Origin of the sequence: Pseudogulbenkiania subflava DSM 22618 (genome assembly GCF_900177275.1) — a bacterium.
GTDB classification, from domain to species: Bacteria; Pseudomonadota; Gammaproteobacteria; order Burkholderiales; family Chromobacteriaceae; genus Pseudogulbenkiania; species Pseudogulbenkiania subflava.
Genome location: NZ_FXAG01000013.1, coordinates 55,175 through 71,532 on the forward strand (window position 1 = coordinate 55,175; position 16,358 = coordinate 71,532).

Here is a 16,358-nt window from a genome sequence, read left to right on the forward strand (position 1 = left end):
TGGAGCGGGAAACGAGGCTCGAACTCGCGACCTCAACCTTGGCAAGGTTGCGCTCTACCAACTGAGCTATTCCCGCTTTGTCTTTCACTGTCTCGCTGCATTGCTGCGTCGAGAGACTGCGAATTATAAGGATTTATCGCCCCCTGTCAACAGCTCAGAGGTCGATTTTTTTGCCGGCAAACTCGCGCGCCGCCATGCGCAGATAGTAAACCATTGACCACAAAGTCAAAATCACCGCCAACACCATGAACACGTTGCCCAGCACCAGGGTGCTCAATCCGGGCACGATCGGGCCGGCGTAGAGCAGAAGCAGGATGGCGACCATCTGCGCGGCGGTCTTGAGCTTGCCGATATAGGCCACCGCCACGCTCTTGCGCGTGCCCATCTCGGCCATCCACTCGCGCAGGGCGGAGATGGCGATCTCGCGCCCGATGATGATCATCGCCATCCAGCCTTCGGTGCGCGACAGCTGCACCAGCAGGATCAGCGAGGCGGCGACGATGAGCTTGTCGGCCACCGGATCGAGGAAGGCACCGAAGGCCGAGGTCTGCCCCAGCTTGCGCGCCAGGTAGCCGTCGAGCCAGTCGGTCACCGCGGCCAGCGCGAAGATGACGGCGCCGGTGATATTGCGCATGTCGGCCAGCAGCAGCGAGTCGGGCAAAAAGAAGATGGCGACGAAGATCGGGATCAGGGCCACCCGGAGCCAGGTCAGGAATATCGGCAGGTTAAACGGCATCGTTCTGGTCTTGTTGTGTTCAGTGCAGGGCGTTGTAGATTTTTTCGGCCAGCGTCTGACTGATGCCTTCCACTTGGGCGAGGTCGTCGATGCTGGCCGCCATGACCCCGCGCAATCCGCCAAACCGGGTCAGCAGCCGTTGGCGACGCTTGGCTCCCACACCGTTGATTTCTTCCAGCGAGGAGGCGGTGCGCGCCTTGCCGCGCCGGGCCCGGTGGCCGGTGATGGCGAAGCGGTGCGCCTCGTCGCGCACGGTCTGGATCAGGTGCAGCGCGGGATGGTCGTGCGGCAATTGTAACGTCTTTTCCCGGTACGGGAGGATCAGTGTTTCCAGCCCCGGCTTGCGCTCCTCTCCCTTGGCCACGCCGACGATGGGGAGGTTGAGGCCGATGTCGGCGAACACCTCCAGCGCCACGCCGACCTGGCCCTTGCCGCCGTCGATCAGCACCACGTCCGGCAGCTTGCCGTCGCCTTCGGCCAGCTTGCTGTAGCGGCGCGTCAGCACCTCGCGCATCGCGCCGTAATCGTCGCCGGCCTTGGCGGTGGTGATGTTGTAGCGGCGGTATTCGGACGGCTGCATGTCGCCGCGGTCGTACACCACGCACGAGGCGACGGTGGCCTCGCCCAGGGTGTGGCTGATGTCGAAGCACTCCAGCCGCTCCACCCCTTCCAGTTCCAGCACCTCGCCCAGCCGGGCCAGGCGCTGGCTCTGCGTGGCGTGGCTGGCGAGCTTCTGCTGGATGGCGAGCTGGGCGTTCTTCTCCGCCATTTCCAGCCAGACGCGGCGCTCGCCGATGGGATTGCCGACGATGGCCAGGCGGCGCTCGGCCTGCTGCTCGAGGTAGTCGCGCAGCGTGGGCGAGACCGTGCCGTTGACGATGATCACCGGCGGCAGCGGCGCCCCCAGATAATGCTGGGCCAGGAAGGCGTCGAGGTTGGCCGAGGCGTCGCTGCCCTCGCTGTTGAGCGGGAAGAAGCTCTTGTCGCCCAGATGGCGGCCACCGCGCACCATCACCAGGTTGACGCACACCATGCCCTGCTGTTCGGCCACCGCCACCACGTCGGCGTCATGGCTGACGTTGCTCGACACGAACTGCTTCTCCTGCACCCGTGACAGCGCCTGGATCTGGTCGCGCAGCGCGGCGGCCTGCTCGAACTCCATCGCCGCCGACGCGGCCAGCATGCGTTCGGTCAGGCTATCGATCAGCTCGTTCTGCTTGCCCTGCAGGAAGGCGACGGCGTTGGCCACGTCGGCGCGGTACGCCGCCTCGTCGATGTGTTCGACGCACGGCCCCGAGCAGCGCTTGATCTGGTACAGCAGGCAGGGGCGCGAACGGTTGGCGAACACCGCGTCCTCGCAGGTGCGCAGGCGGAACACCTTCTGCAGGATCTGGATGCTCTCGCGCACCGCGTAGCTGTTGGGATACGGCCCGAAATACTGGTGCGGCTTCTTCGGGTCGCCGCGGAAGTAGGCCAGCTGCGGGTAGGCATGCGCCGACAGCATCAGGTAGGGATAGGACTTGTCGTCGCGGAACAGGATGTTGTAACGCGGTGACAGCGCCTTGATCAGGTTGTTTTCCAGGATCAGCGCCTCGGCCTCGGAGCGCGTCACGGTGGTCTCGATGGCGGCGATCTGGCGCACCATGAGCTGGATGCGCGGGCTCAGGTCGTTTTTCTGGAAATAGGAACTGACGCGCTTCTTCAGGTCGATGGCCTTGCCCACGTAGAGCACTTTGCCGGCGGCATCGAGCATGCGGTAGACGCCGGGCAGGTTGGGCAGGTGGGTCAGGATGGCTTTGGGGTCGAACGTCGTGCTGCTAGTCACTGAAACTCTCGTCTTGGAGCGGGTAAAGACATCGTCCCACGGGGATTTCCTACGGTCACCGCCGCGCCGCCAGGCTGGTTAGAGAAGCACTGCCGTACATAAAATACGGCGAGCCTCTTTGGACCAGGATGGCGGACGCCGCCGCTTCATTCACCCGCACTCACTTGCACCAGGTCGCCACGTCTTGTTCGGACTGGCGGATCATGTCGTTGCGCTGGGCATCGCTGGCCAGCGCGTTGCTGCCCGGCAGCCGAATGCGGCCGTTGAGTTGCAGGCTGGACAGGTTGCTCTTGGCGCGCAGGCAGTTTTCGGCGCGGATCTTGCGGTTGAGCTCTTCCGCCTGCCGGGCCAGGTCGGCCTTGTCGTTGCCCTTGTCCACGGCCTTGGCGGCAGGCGCCGACGCCTCGGCCCTGACCGGCGGCGTCACCTTGATGTTCAGCTGGTTGGCCTTTTGCCCCGGCGGCGGCTGATCGGAATACACGGTGCGCCCGGTGGCGTCCTTCCAGGTGTAGACCTCGGCCCAGGCCGGCAAGGACAGCAGGATAAAAGCGCACAGCCACCAGCGATGTTTCATGTCACCCTCCCCCTCTAAAAATACCGCGGCAATGCCGGGCATTGTACGGTCACGCCCATGGCCGCGGCAAAGCGCTGCACGCGGCTTTTGCCAAGCGCCCCCGACTTTCGATATAATGTTTATTTGCCGCAAAGGAAACGCCAGATGCGTATCATCGAGAAAGCCTATACTTTCGACGACGTTCTCCTCGTCCCGGCCCATTCTTCGGTACTGCCGCGCGACGTTCAGCTTCACACCCAACTCTCCCGCAACATCCGCCTCAACCTGCCCATGCTGTCCGCAGCCATGGACACGGTAACGGAAGCCCGTCTGGCCATCGCCATGGCCCAGGAAGGCGGCATCGGCATCATTCACAAGAACATGTCGATCGAACGCCAGGCCCAGGAAGTGGCCAAGGTGAAGCGCTATGAGAGCGGCGTCGTCAAGGACCCGATCACCATCGCCCCGGACATGCTGGTGTGCGACCTGATCAACCTGACCCGCCAGCACCGCATCTCCGGCCTGCCGGTGGTGCAGGACGGCAAGGTGGTGGGCATCGTCACCAACCGCGACCTGCGCTTCGAGACCCGCCTGGAACAGCCGGTTTCCTCGATCATGACCCCGCGCGAACGCCTGGTGACGGTCAAGGAAGGCGCCAGCATCGACGAGGCGCGCGAGCTGATGCACACCCACCGCCTGGAGCGCGTGCTGGTGATCAACGACGCGTGGGAGCTCAAGGGCCTGATCACCGTCAAGGACATCATCAAGACCAGCGAACACCCGTTCGCCTGCAAGGATAGCCAGGGTCGCCTGCGCGCCGGCGCCGCCGTCGGCGTCGGGGCCGGCACTGAAGAGCGCATCGCCGCGCTGGCCGCCGCCGGTGTCGACGTGGTGGTGGTGGATACCGCCCACGGCCACAGCCAGGGCGTGCTCGACCGCGTGCAGTGGACCAAGAAGAACTTCCCGCAGATCGACGTGATCGGTGGCAACATCGCTACCGCCGACGCCGCGCTGGCCCTGCTGGACATGGGCGCCGACGCGGTGAAAGTGGGCATCGGCCCGGGCTCGATCTGCACCACGCGCATCGTGGCTGGCGTCGGCGTGCCGCAGCTGACCGCGATCCACAACGTGTCGGAAGCGCTCAAGGGCACCGGCGTGCCGATGATCGCCGACGGCGGCATCCGCTTCTCCGGCGACATCGCCAAGGCCCTGGCGGCCGGCGCCAACTGCGTGATGCTGGGCGGCATGTTCGCCGGCACCGAAGAGGCGCCGGGCGAAGTCGAGCTGTATCAGGGCCGTTCGTACAAGTCCTACCGTGGCATGGGCTCGCTGGGCGCCATGACCCAGGGCTCGAGCGACCGCTACTTCCAGGACAACGAAGCCAACGTCGACAAGTTCGTGCCGGAAGGCATCGAAGGCCGCGTGCCGTACAAGGGCCCGATCGCCCAGGTGATCCACCAGCTGACCGGCGGCCTGCGTTCCTCGATGGGCTACCTCGGTTGCCGCACCATCGAAGAGATGCACGCCAAGGCCGGCTTCGTGGAGATCACCTCCGCCGGCATGCGCGAGTCGCACGTGCACGATGTGCAGATCACCAAGGAAGCCCCGAACTACAACGTCGACCGCTAAGTCGGCAGGCGTTTCCGTTCGGCAAGAAACCCGCTTCTCCGGAAGCGGGTTTTTTCATGGCTTCGGCCAACCCTGTCGCCGGGGCGGACGATGACGCTACACTATGCCCACGTCTTTGACCGATCGTCTACGCCATGTCCCTGCCCGTCCTCCCGTCCCGCTCCGAAACCGTGATCCTGCGCCAGCACCGTTACCACGTGCGCCACTGGGGAGCGGACGGCGCGCCGTGCTTGTTCATGCTGCATGGCTGGATGGATTCGTCCGCCACCTTTCAGTTCCTGGTCGACGCGCTGGGCGGCGGCTGGCACGTCATCGCGCCGGACTGGCGAGGCTTCGGCGACAGCGAATGGAACCGCGACAGCTACTACTTTCCGGACTATCTGGCCGACCTGGATGCGCTGCTGCAGCACTACGCGCCCGACGCCCCGGTGACGCTGATCGGCCACAGCATGGGGGCGATGATCGCCGGCCTCTACGCCGGGGTGCGGCCGGAGCGGCTGGCGCGGCTGGTCTGCGTCGAGGGCTTCGGGCTGGCGGCGACGCGTCCGGAAGAGGCGCCCGGCCGCTACGCGCGCTGGCTGCGCGAACAGCACAACACGCTGGGCTACCAGCCGCTCGGCACGCTGGACGAGGTGGCCGCGCGCCTGATCGAGCGCAATCCGCGCCTGGATGCCGCCCGCGCCCACTTCCTGGCGGCGGCGCTGACGCAGGAGCGGGACGGCGCGCTCTGCTACCGCGCCGACCCGCGCCACAAGATGGTCAATCCGGTGCTGTACCGGCTGGAAGAAGCCAAGGCGTGCTGGCGCCGCATCGTCTGCCCGGTGCTGTGGGTGATCGGCGGCGACATGTGGGACCACCCGATGGCCAAGGGGGTGTTCGCCACGCTGGACGAGCGCCGCGCCTGCTTTGCCCGGCTCAGCGAAGTCACCGTCCCCGAGGCCGGGCACATGATCCAGTGGGAGCAGCCGGAAAAATTGGCCGAAGCCCTGCGCCCGTTCCTGACCGCGTGAGCACCCCGGTGCCGAGCCGCCGGGATGAGGAGGAGGCACGCTGCCCGGCCCGGCGGCCGCCCCAGACGGCATCGCCCCAATGCTGCATGGACAGGGAATTTGTCTGCTTTTCACCCAAAAATCATGGCTTTTATGCTGCACCGCAGCGTCGTTACGCGGTAGAATTTATCCCATAGACCGTTCGCGGCCAGGGCACACGCCGTGGACGGTCCGATAACAAGCAAGCCCGGCACAGTCCGGGCCTTATCGTTTCAAGATCGATCGTTTGGAGATCCCATGACCCTCATCAAGATGAGTTGCATCGCCGTGGCCGTCGCCGGCCTCGCCGCCTGCGGCCAGAAGGCCGAAACCAGCGCCGACGCCGCCAAACCCGCCCCCGCTGCTGACGAGCTGGTAGTGAAGATCGGCCACGCCGGCCCGATCACCGGCCCGGCCGCCAACTACGGCAAGGACAGCGAGAACGGCGCGCAGGTTGCCGTGGACGAACTGAACGCCGAAGGCATCTCGCTCGGCGGCAAGAAAGTGAAGTTCGAGCTGGTGTCGGAAGACGACCAGGCCGACCCGAAAGCCGCCACCCAGGTCGCCCAGCGCCTGGTGGACGCGCAAGTGGCCGGCGTCATCGGCCACGTCACCTCCGGCGCCACTATCCCGGCGTCCAAAATCTACTCCGACGCCGGCATTCCGCAGATCTCGCCGTCGGCCACCTCGCCCAGCTACACCCAGCAGGGCTACAAGACCGCGTTCCGCGTGATCGCCGACGACGCCGCCCAGGGCCAGGCGCTGGGCGCCTTCGCCGTGAACGAGCTGAAGGCCAAGAAGATCGCCATCATCGACGACCGCACCGCCTACGGCCAGGGTCTGGCCGACGAGTTCGAGAAGGCCGCCAAGGCCGGCGGCGCCGAGATCGTCAAGCGCGAGTTCACCAACGACAAGTCCACCGACTTCGCCGCCATCCTGACCACCCTCAAGGCACTGAAGCCGGAGGTGATCTTCTTCGGCGGCATGGAAGCCCAGTCCGGTCCGCTGACCAAGCAGATGAAGCGCCTTGGCCTCTCCGCCAAGCTGCTCTCGGGCGACGGCACCCGCACCCCGGATTACCTGAAGCTCGCCGGCGCCGACGCCGAAGGCAACTACGCCTCCACCGCCGGCCAGCCGAACGACAAGATGCCGGGCTTCACCAGCTTCAGCGAGAAGTACAAGGCCAAGTTCAAGCAGGACGTGGCGGTGTTCTCGCCGTACAGCTACGACGCCGTGCGCACCCTGGTGGCGGCGATGCAGAAGGCCGACTCGGCCGAGCCGGCCAAGTACCTGCCGGCGCTGTCCCAGGTGGAATTCGCCGGTGTCACCGGCCCGGTGAAGTTCGACGCCAAGGGCGACCGTCTCAACCCGACCGTGACCATCTACCAGGTCAAGAATGGCCAATGGGAAGTGGCCAAGGTGCTGGGCGGTGGTGCAGCTCCGGCTGGCAACGCCTCTGCCGCGCAGTAAGCTCCCATTAGGCGGCTGCGCCTTCACATCTTGAGCGCCGGCAGTGCGCGGAATCCTCATGGACCCCATGTCCATTCCGGTTCCTGTGCGCAGGCGGCACTCAACCTGTATCGGCTCGCTCGCCTACTGAGATAGGCTTAACTTGACGTAACAACGGCATCCGGGAAAGCGGATGCCGTTTTTGTTGGTGGAGAGTGCCGGCGCATCATGCGCCGGCAAAGCGGATCAGCCGGCTGCGGTCGATGCCGAGCCCGATGTCCTGGCCGGCGCGCAGGCCCTCGGGAAACTGCGCCGCCTCGCGCGCCGACAGCGTCAGCGTGAAGTGCGCCGCCTGTTGCGTCAGCTCGACGCGGATGCCCTCGCTGAGGCTATCCACCCGCTCCACGCGCGCCGGGGGATGCGCCGGCCCGAGCAGGAAGGCCTGCTCCGGCAGCACGCCGTCATCCAGCACGTTGTGGTAGCCGATGAACGAGGCCACCCAGGCGTTGCGCGGCGCCGCCAGCAGCTCCTGCGGCCGGCCGCACTGCACCACCCTGCCCTGCTGCAGCACCGCCACGCGATCGGCCAGCGCAAACGCCTCGGCACGGTCGTGCGTCACCAGGATCGCCGGGATGCGCGCGGCGGCCAGCCGGCGGCGGAACTCGGCCTGCAGGCTCTGGCGCAGGTGGGCGTCGAGGCTGGAGAACGGCTCGTCGAGCAGCAGCAGGCGCGGCGACGTCACTAGCGCGCGCGCCAGTGCCACGCGCTGCTGCTCGCCGCCGGACAGCGTCCACACCCGGCGCGCCTCGTAGCCGGCGAGCCCGAGTTCGGCCAACGCACGCTCGGCCCGGGCGTAGGCCTCGCGCCGGGGCAGGCGCCGCTCGATCAGGCCGAAGGCGACGTTGTCGCGCACGTCCAGATGCGGGAACAGCGCGAAATCCTGGAACATCAGCGCCACCTGGCGCGCCTCCGGCGCCAGGGCGGTGAGATCGACCCCGCCGAGCCGTATCTGCCCGGCGTCGGGCCGCTCCAGCCCGGCGATCATCTTCAGCAGCGTGCTCTTGCCGCAGCCGGACGGCCCGAGCAGCGCCAGCGTTTCGCCGTCGGCGACGTTGAGCGACAGGTGGTCGGCCACCACACGTTGGCCGAAGGCCTTGCACAGGTTGACGAGCTCAAGCATGGTCGGAATCCCGATCCCGCCGTGCCGGCCATTCGATGATGACGAAGGCGCTCACGGCAAACAGCATCAACACGCTGGACAACACCAGCGCGGCGTCGAGGCTGGCGGCGCCGGGACGGCCCAGGCGCTGGTAGATCAGCGTGGTGAGCGTGGTCCATTCCGGGCGCGACAGGAACAGCGTGACGGCGAATTCGCCCAGCGCGGTGGCGGCGGCGAACGCCAGCCCTCGCCGGAACGCCGGCTGCAGCAACGGCCACACCACGCGAGCGAAGGCACGCGGCGCGCTGGCGCCCAGCGTGCGCGCCGCCTGCGGCCATTGCGGCGGCACGCCGTCCAGCGCTGCCGCCACGCTCTTGGCGACGAAGGGATAGGCCAGCAGGGCATAGGCGCCGAGCAGCAGCGCCAGGCTGGCGCTCCACCCCGGGTACAGCAGCAACAGGCCGAACGCCACGCACACCGGCGACAGCACGAAGGGCAGGAAGGCGGCGGCACGCAGCCACAGCCAGCGTTGCGCCGCCAGCGCGTGCGCCAGCCCCAGCACGGCCGCCGCACCGAGCGCCAGCGCCGAGAAGCGCAGCGTATTGGCCAGCGCTGCCAGCGTATCGCCCTCGCCCAGCACCGCCCACGCCTCGACCCCGGCCGACAGCGCACGCCCGGCCACCGCCAACAGCGGCGCCGCGGCAAACAGCGCCAGCAAGACCAGCGCCCCCGCCAGCAGTGTCCGTTCTGCCAAGGTCGCCGCCGGGCGCGGCGGCAGCGGCTCGACCTTGCCTGGCGTGGCCAGGCGCCGCTCCAGCCAGGCGTAGCCGAACGCCACCCCGCCACTCAGGCACAACAGCAGCAGCGCCAGGGCGCCGGCGTCGGCCAGGTTGAGCTCGTAGGCCACCAGCGAGTAGATTTCCACCTCCACCGTGGCGTAACGCTGCCCACCCAACAGCAGCGCCAGGCCGAAGCCGGAGAAACAATACAGGAACACCAGGCACAGCGCCGACGCCAGCCACGGCCGGGCCACCGGCCACTCCACGCGCCAGAACGCGCGCCAGGCGGTGCAGCCGAGCGTGCGCGCCGCCGCCAGGCGCGAGGCTGGCACCGTGGCCAGCGCCTCGCAGGCGGCGCGGATCACCAGCGGCAGGTTGTAGAACAGGTTGCCGTACAACAGCAGCCATGGCGTGTCCTGCAGGTTGAGCCCGGTGACGCCGTGCGGGCCGAACAGCGCCAGCACGCCGAGCGCGGCCACCAGCGTCGGCATCACGAACGGCAGCAGCAGCAGGCGCAGGATCAGCACCCGCCCCGGAAAGGCGAAACGCGCCAGCGCCCACGCCAGCGGCAGGCCGATGGCGAGCGCCAGCACGCAGGTGACGGCGGCTTGCGTCAGCGACCAGACCAGACGCCAACGCAGGTAATCGTCGAAAAACAGATTGGCAGACAGGCCGCCACCGCCCTCGTACAGCAGCCGCGCCAACGGCGCCAGCGCCATCAGGATCAGAAAAGCCAGCGGCAGCAAGGCCAGGGCCTGGCGGGAAAACACGGCACGCATCGCGGCCCTCGACAAAGACAAACGGCAGCCCGGCTGCCGTGTTGGAAACACCTAACGTAAGGCCCAGGAGCTTGTGAAGAAATCGTCGTGAGCAGCCCCAGGCCGGTCCGAGAAGCACAGCCGTACAAGTGGTACGGCGAGCATCACAGGGCCGGGATGGGGGTGCGCAGCAGATTTATTCCAAGCTCTCAGTAGCCGGACTTCAACACCACTCGGGTCCAGCGGCTCACCCAGCCGGCGCTCTTGGCGGCGATGGCCTGGCTGTCCGGCGTATCGTGCGCCACCGGCTGTTGCGCCAGCGCGAACACCGGGTTCAGCTTGACCCCGGGCACCACCGGGTACATCCACATCTGTCTCGGCAGGTCGGCCTGCACCGCGTCGGAACGCAGGAAGTCGACGAACTGCCGCGCCGCCTTCTTCTGCCCGCCGCCCTTGACCAGCGCCACGCCCTCCACCTGCTGGAACACGCCGCCCTTGAGCAGCAGGTTGCCGGTCGGCGCTTCGGCCAACTTCTGCTTGCTGTAGAACACCTCGGCCGCCGGGCTGGTGGCGTAGCTCACCACGATCGGGCGGCTGCCGCCGTTCTTGCTGAAATCGGTGTAGTAGGCTTCGCTCCAGCCCTTGGCCACCTTGACGCCGTTGTCGCGCAGCTTGCCCCACCAGGCGAAGGCCGGTTCTTCGCCCAGGCCCTTGACGGTGGCGAGCAGGAAGGCCAGCCCCGGGCTCGACGTCGCCGGATTCTCCACCACCACCAGGTTCTTGTAAGCTGGGCGCGTCAGCTCATCGAGCGACTTCGGCAGGGCCAGCTTCTGCTTGGCGAACCAGGCCTTGTCGTAGTTCAGCGTGACGTAGCCGTAGTCGACGCTCACCATCCCCGGCAGCGTCTGCTTCACGGCGGCGCCGGCCGGGCTCGCGGTCGGCTCCAGCACCCCGGCCTGCTGCGCCTTGCCGAGCAGCGTGTTGTCGATGCCGTAGACCACGTCGGCGATCGGGTTGGCGCGGGTCAGGATCAGCTTGTTGACCATCTCGCCGGCGTCGCCGGCCTTGATCACCACCACCTTGACGCCGGACTGCTGCTCGAACCCCGCCAGCAGTTCCTTGGACAGCGCGAACGAGCTGTGCGTCAGCACGCGCAGTTCGGCCGCCTGGGCGCCCAGCGCGCTGGTGCACAATGCCAGCCATAGCACTTTCTTGAACATCGGGACTCTCTCCTTGCCGATCGCGGGGCCTCCGCCTCCGTCTTGCCGGGGCAAAACGCAGCAAACACGGCCCCGGCCTCGGGCCGCCGCCACGGCCGGCGCCGATGCCTGACGGCACCGTCACGCTCCCTCCGCTGGCACGACCCAGATCAGGTTGCGGGGTCTCTCTCAGCCGCGACGAATCGCGGCACCCCCGGTGACGAAAAACGGCAGTATAGCGCCAAGCCGGGTGGCACGGCAGGCCGGGAAGACGGACAGGCTACGGGCAAAAAAATGGCCTGAAGGACGAATCCTCCAGGCGAGGCTTACACACGTAAAAGAGGCTAACGAAACGAGAGACTGACTCGCGCGGCCCCGGACAACAGAACCGCAGGAAAACTCTTTGCAAACGCCATGCCAGCCCTGAAGCCGGCTTGTGCCGTCACCGGATTTGCGCAATGCACCACAAGAAGGCCGTGGCGCACCACAACATCACGGGGGTGCGCCACCCGGGCGCCGGTGGCCTGCGTTATGATTGCGCCATGGATAGCCTGCCCAACACCAAGAAACCCGCCGTCGCTGCGGCCGAGAAACCGGCGCTGCCGGCGCCCGAGAGCGAAGCCTACCTCGCCAGCCAGGCCATGCCGCTAGGCGAGACCGTGCTGATGCTGTCGCGCGATGGCGTGGCGATCTACGGCATACTGCACCGCAGCCGCGCCATGACCGGCCAGTCCGACTACTTCCGGCTGCAGTTCCGCGGCTACACCGCCGCGGCCGGCACCCAGTGGCAGCCGTTCGCCGGCGACGACGCGCAATTCCACACCGTCTACAACAGCGCCTGGGTGCGGGCCGACCACCCCAGCCGCACCGCCACCTTCGGCCCCAAGGGCGGCGTCATGGCGAGCGAGACCTTCCGTCACGCCGGGCTCGACACCTTCCTGCTGGCCCAGGTCATCGGCTGGATCAAGGGCATCTATCCCGATTACGCCGTCAGCCCCGGGCTGGTCACCCTGCCCGCCACCTGCAGCGAGGACGAGCGCCTGCAGCGCAACGCCTTCTTCGCCCGCCAGGGTTTCGAGTTCGAATGGCAGGACAGCAACCAGAAGAACGCCCTGTTCTTCAAGGACAAGGTCAACAAGCTGCTCGGGGTATGGGACAAGGAACACATCACCGAATACAGCGGCGAAGCCATGCTGCAGAACATGGCGCAGCAGGAAGAGACGCGCGCCCACCTGGAACAGCGCGTGAGCGCCCTGGAGTCGCGCCAGACGACGCTGCAGCAGGCGCTGCAGAAGGAGCGCAGCACCGCCCAGATCATGACCGGCGTCGTCATCCTGATCCTGATCATCGGCATGTGGGCGGTACTGTAACCGGGGATCGCCCGCGCCATGGCTGAACCCGTTTCATCCATGCCATGAGCAGCCATCGTTTGCCCGTCGGCGTCCGCTCTGGCCTAATACGGCCATTCGCCCTCCGGGCGCCAAGGAGCACGCCATGATTCACGGCAAAACCCTGCAACAGTGGTATCGCGACTACCCCCTGCTGGAAAAACTGGTCGCCCTGGAGGAATGCAGCTGGTTCAACCCGGCCGTCACCTCGTTCGACGACGCCCTGCCCCACGTCGGCCTCGGTGCCGACAACGTCGCCGAGGCCAGCGCCCGGCTGCAACGCTTCGCCGCCTACTTCCGCGCCGCCTTTCCGGAAACCCGGGACGCCGGCGGCATCCTGGAATCCCCGCTGCAGGCCATCCCCGCCATGCAGCAGGCGTTGTGCCAGCGCTACGGCATCGAGCCCGTCGGTACCCTGCTGGTCAAGCTCGACAGCCACCTGCCGATCTCCGGCTCGATCAAGGCGCGCGGCGGCATCCACGAGGTGCTCAAGCACGCCGAGGATCTGGCCGTCGGCGCCGGCCTGCTGCGCCTCGACGACGACTACGCCAAGCTCGACAGCGACGCCTTCCGTGCCTTCTTCGGCCAGTACGCCATCGCCGTCGGCTCGACTGGCAACCTCGGCCTGTCGATCGGCCTGATCGGCGCCCGGCTCGGTTTCCGCACCACGGTGCACATGTCGGCCGACGCGCGCGAATGGAAGAAACGCCGTCTGCGCGAACATGGCGTCACGGTGGTGGAATACCCCACCGACTACAGCGCGGCGGTAGCCGAGGGGCGGCGCCAGGCGGCGGCGGACCCGTACTGCCACTTCGTCGACGACGAAAACTCGCCTGAGCTGTTCCTCGGCTACGCCGTCGCCGCCGAACGGCTCAAGCGCCAGCTGGAGCAGGCTGGCATCGTCGTCGATGCCGAGCACCCGCTGTTCGTCTACCTGCCCTGCGGCGTCGGCGGCGGGCCGGGCGGCGTGGCGTTCGGGCTGAAACTCATCTTCCGCGACCACGTGCACTGCATTTTCGCCGAGCCGACCCATTCGCCGTGTATGCTGCTGGGGGTCCTCACCGGGCGGCACGACGAGGTCGCGGTGCAGGACTTCGGCATCGACAACGTCACCGCCGCCGACGGCCTGGCGGTAGGCCGACCCTCCGGCTTCGTCGGGCGGGCGATGGAGCGGATGCTGGACGGCTACTACACCGTGAGCGACGACGAGCTCTACCGCCTGCTCGCGCTGCTGCAACAGCAGGAAGGCATCGCGCTGGAGCCCTCGGCGCTGGCCGGCATGCCGGGCATGGCGCGCGTGCTGACGGAAAACCAGGGCTACCGAGAGCGCATGGGGCTCACCCCGCAGCGCCTGGCCCGGGCGCACCACCTGGTGTGGGCCACCGGCGGCAGCATGGTGCCGGCCGAGGAAATGGCCGGCTACCTGCGGCGCGGCCGGCAGGCCTGAACCCGCCCCTCGCACGGACGACACGCCCTTGACCCGCCCTGGACAACTCACCCGTCTCGACAGCGGCCAGCTCGCGGCGCTGCATACCTTCGAGTGCGCGGCGCGCCACCTGAGCTTCACCCTGGCGGCGGCCGAGCTGTGCCTGACGCCCAGCGCCGTCAGCCACCGCATCCTCAAGCTGGAACAGCAGCTCGGCTTTCGCCTGTTCCAGCGCCGCCCCCGGCAACTGCAGCTGAGCGACGAAGGGCGGCGCCTGTTCATGCTGCTCAACGACTCGCTGCAGCGCGTCGGCCAGGAGATCGACGACATCCGCCGCCACGAGCTGTCCGGCACGCTGACGCTGTTTGCCCGCCCGTCGCTCGCGCAGTGCTGGCTGGTGCCGCGGCTGGCGGACTTCGGCCAACGTTACCCCGCCATCCGGCTCGACCTGCGCACCGGCAACGAGGAGGTGGATTTCCGCACCCAGCCGGTCGATCTGGCGCTGTACTACGGCGCCCTGCCGGCGGCCGGGCAACGCGTGCTGCCGTTGATGGACGAAACCCTCACGCCGGTCTGTTCGCCCGACTACGCCCGCCGTCAACAGCTGTTCGAGCGGCCGGAACAGCTGCGGCACTGCACCCTGCTGCACGACGCCCGCGCCTGGCCGCAGGCCGGCCACGACGCCGAATGGCAGGCCTGGGCGGCGCAGCATGGCGTCACCGGCCTCGACGACGCACCGGCGATGATCTTCGACCGCTCCGACCTTGCCGTGACGGCGGCGCAGCACCACGCCGGCGTGGCCATGGGACGGCAGCGCCTGGTCGAGCAGGCGCTGCGCCAAGGCAGCCTGGTGGCCCCCTTCCCCGCGCTATCCAGCCGCGCCGCACAGCAGTACTACCTGGTCCTGCCCGAGCGTTCGCCGCCGTCGCCACGCCTCGGGGTGTTCCTCCAGTGGCTGATGGCGCAGGCCGGCCATGCCCAGCCCGCAGCACCTCCCGACTGATCCCTCCCCAGCCGAGTGGCTGAAAAACAAAAACCCCGAGGATTGCTCCCCGGGGTTTGGTCTACTGGCGCCAGCGGCTCTCGCCGCCCGGCTTACTCCGGCAGGGCCACGGTGTTGTCGGTGCTGAACTGGTAGTCGCGGAACACGTGCTCGGCGCTGAGGATCTGGTAGCTCCCGTCCTCGTTGCGGCGCGTGGTGTCCTTGAGGCGGTAGGTGTAGTGGCCGCAGGTCCAGCAATCGAAGTTGCGCATGTGGGTGCACAGGCAGGTCTTGTCCCACACCTTGACGCGGCGTGCATCCGGGTGCGCCGCCACCTCGCGGTTGTAGGCGTCGATGTAGGCGCAGCTGCCCTTGGCGTCGAGCAGGTAGCCGTAGGCCTCGCAGTTCGGGCGGATGCCATCGCCGATGGCCGGGCAGTGCTTGATCATGCGCATCGGGTAGCCGGTCGGGGAAATCTGGTTGACCTCGATGTCGTCCTCGTTGGCCTTGAAGTACTCCTGCTGCACTTTCTCCGGCAGGCCGCACTCGCGGGTCACGGTGAAGCGCGTCGCCACCTGCACCGCCGCAGCGCCCATTTCCAGGAAGCCCACGGCGTCGGAGCCGGTGAAGATGCCGCCGGCCGGAATCAGCGGGATATCCAGCTGCTCGGCTTTCAGCCAGTCGCGGATTTCGGCGACGATAGTCGCCAAGTCGTACTCGGCCCAGTCCATGCCGAAGCCCAGGTGGCCACCGGCCAGCGGGCCTTCCACCACCACGTAGTCGGGCAGGCGGTTGAGGCGGGCGTTTTTCTTCAGGAACAGCTGCAAGGCGCGCAGCGACGACACGATGATGCCGAGCTTGGCGTCGCGGAAGCGCGGGTGGTCCTCGATCAGCGCGAACGAGCCCAGGTGCAGGCCGGCCGCCAGCGTGATGCCGTCGATGCCGGCATCCAGCGCCGCGCGCATACGCACGCGCAGGGTCTCCTTGGGGCCGTTCATCGTCAGCTTTTCCATGCAGTTGATGAAGACCAGGCCCTCGCCGCGCTTGGCGTCCATGGTGCTGCCGACGTGCATCTTGGTCGCTTCGGCCAAGAGGCCGAGATCGAACTGGACGACTGATTTATCGGAGTTGGCGACGTTGAACTTGTACTGCTGCAGCTTGTTCTTAACGTACTTGGTGTTGAAGCGGCGATCGGCAACCGTCGGCACCATGGCGTCCGAGATATGGCCGATGCCACCGAGGCGGGCCGCCTCGAGGGACAGAGCAGAGGTCGAGATATCCACCCCCATGCCACCGACCATGATGGGCACCAGTTCATGCTTGCCCAATCTCAGGCGAAAGTCATCCACGCGCTTCATTAGTTGCCTCTCCGTATTTCGTAACCCCACATTATCACCCAGGCGGGGCACGAAAGCCAAAAAAGCCGCTACATCAAGCGTTCGAATCA

13 protein-coding genes, 1 tRNA gene and 1 riboswitch are annotated in these 16,358 nt (G+C 67.3%); of the genes, 6 read left to right on the top strand and 8 right to left on the bottom strand.

From position 1 onward, the window contains the following. The 4 genes from B9N72_RS12555 to B9N72_RS12570 all read right to left on the bottom strand — a co-directional run bounded on the left by B9N72_RS12555 (window position 1) and on the right by B9N72_RS12570 (window position 3,135). Window positions 1-76: transfer RNA gene (locus B9N72_RS12555), tRNA-Gly, on the bottom strand. 78 nt (window positions 77-154) lie between these two features. Then, window positions 155-736: a CDP-diacylglycerol--glycerol-3-phosphate 3-phosphatidyltransferase gene (pgsA, locus tag B9N72_RS12560; RefSeq protein WP_085276731.1), complete on the bottom strand. Its 582-nt coding sequence runs from the start codon at window positions 734-736 to the stop codon at window positions 155-157. 19 nt (window positions 737-755) lie between these two features. After that, on the bottom strand, window positions 756-2,561 hold the full coding sequence (gene uvrC / locus B9N72_RS12565) for an excinuclease ABC subunit UvrC (protein WP_085276732.1): 1,806 nt from the start codon (window positions 2,559-2,561) through the stop codon (window positions 756-758). Between the two features lie 160 nt (window positions 2,562-2,721). Continuing rightward, entirely contained in the window at window positions 2,722-3,135 is a 414-nt protein-coding gene (locus B9N72_RS12570) for a DUF4124 domain-containing protein (protein WP_085276733.1), read from the bottom strand. A 144-nt stretch (window positions 3,136-3,279) separates the two neighbouring features. Here B9N72_RS12570 and guaB point away from each other — a divergent pair, with 144 nt between their 5' ends. The 3 genes from guaB to B9N72_RS12585 all read left to right on the top strand — a co-directional run bounded on the left by guaB (window position 3,280) and on the right by B9N72_RS12585 (window position 7,241). Continuing rightward, window positions 3,280-4,743 (top strand): IMP dehydrogenase, encoded by a 1,464-nt coding sequence (gene guaB / locus B9N72_RS12575; protein ID WP_085276734.1) that lies wholly within the window; start codon window positions 3,280-3,282, stop codon window positions 4,741-4,743. 134 nt (window positions 4,744-4,877) lie between these two features. Further along, window positions 4,878-5,753, top strand: coding sequence for an alpha/beta fold hydrolase (locus tag B9N72_RS12580; protein ID WP_085276735.1), 876 nt, complete (start codon window positions 4,878-4,880; stop codon window positions 5,751-5,753). 276 nt (window positions 5,754-6,029) lie between these two features. Then, complete coding sequence (locus B9N72_RS12585) at window positions 6,030-7,241, top strand: branched-chain amino acid ABC transporter substrate-binding protein (RefSeq protein WP_085276736.1); 1,212 nt, start codon at window positions 6,030-6,032, stop codon at window positions 7,239-7,241. A 205-nt stretch (window positions 7,242-7,446) separates the two neighbouring features. Here B9N72_RS12585 and B9N72_RS12590 read toward each other — a convergent pair whose 3' ends face one another. From B9N72_RS12590 to B9N72_RS12600, 3 genes are all read right to left on the bottom strand, one after another. Then, complete coding sequence (locus B9N72_RS12590; protein ID WP_085276737.1) at window positions 7,447-8,400, bottom strand: ABC transporter ATP-binding protein; 954 nt, start codon at window positions 8,398-8,400, stop codon at window positions 7,447-7,449. Next, complete coding sequence (locus B9N72_RS12595) at window positions 8,393-9,937, bottom strand: ABC transporter permease (protein ID WP_085276738.1); 1,545 nt, start codon at window positions 9,935-9,937, stop codon at window positions 8,393-8,395. The genes B9N72_RS12590 and B9N72_RS12595 overlap by 8 nt, the downstream gene beginning before the upstream one ends. Before the next feature lie 188 nt (window positions 9,938-10,125). Then, the gene (locus tag B9N72_RS12600) at window positions 10,126-11,136 is read right to left on the bottom strand and encodes a thiamine ABC transporter substrate-binding protein (RefSeq protein ID WP_085276739.1); all 1,011 of its coding nucleotides are present in this window, start codon (window positions 11,134-11,136) and stop codon (window positions 10,126-10,128) included. A gap of 108 nt (window positions 11,137-11,244) precedes the next feature. Beyond that, window positions 11,245-11,341: riboswitch (TPP riboswitch) on the bottom strand. A gap of 232 nt (window positions 11,342-11,573) precedes the next feature. On the opposite strand from B9N72_RS12600, the gene B9N72_RS12605 reads away from it, so the two are divergent. The 3 genes from B9N72_RS12605 to dsdC all read left to right on the top strand — a co-directional run bounded on the left by B9N72_RS12605 (window position 11,574) and on the right by dsdC (window position 14,932). After that, window positions 11,574-12,485, top strand: coding sequence for a hypothetical protein (locus B9N72_RS12605; protein WP_085276740.1), 912 nt, complete (start codon window positions 11,574-11,576; stop codon window positions 12,483-12,485). A gap of 124 nt (window positions 12,486-12,609) precedes the next feature. Further along, window positions 12,610-13,950, top strand: coding sequence for a D-serine ammonia-lyase (gene dsdA / locus B9N72_RS12610; protein ID WP_085276741.1), 1,341 nt, complete (start codon window positions 12,610-12,612; stop codon window positions 13,948-13,950). Between the two features lie 28 nt (window positions 13,951-13,978). After that, window positions 13,979-14,932 (top strand): DNA-binding transcriptional regulator DsdC, encoded by a 954-nt coding sequence (gene dsdC / locus B9N72_RS12615; RefSeq protein WP_085276742.1) that lies wholly within the window; start codon window positions 13,979-13,981, stop codon window positions 14,930-14,932. Between the two features lie 92 nt (window positions 14,933-15,024). Here the strand turns inward: dsdC and B9N72_RS12620 are convergent, their stop codons facing one another. Next, entirely contained in the window at window positions 15,025-16,269 is a 1,245-nt protein-coding gene (locus B9N72_RS12620) for a nitronate monooxygenase (RefSeq protein ID WP_085276743.1), read from the bottom strand. Window positions 16,270-16,358: the final 89 nt, after the last annotated feature.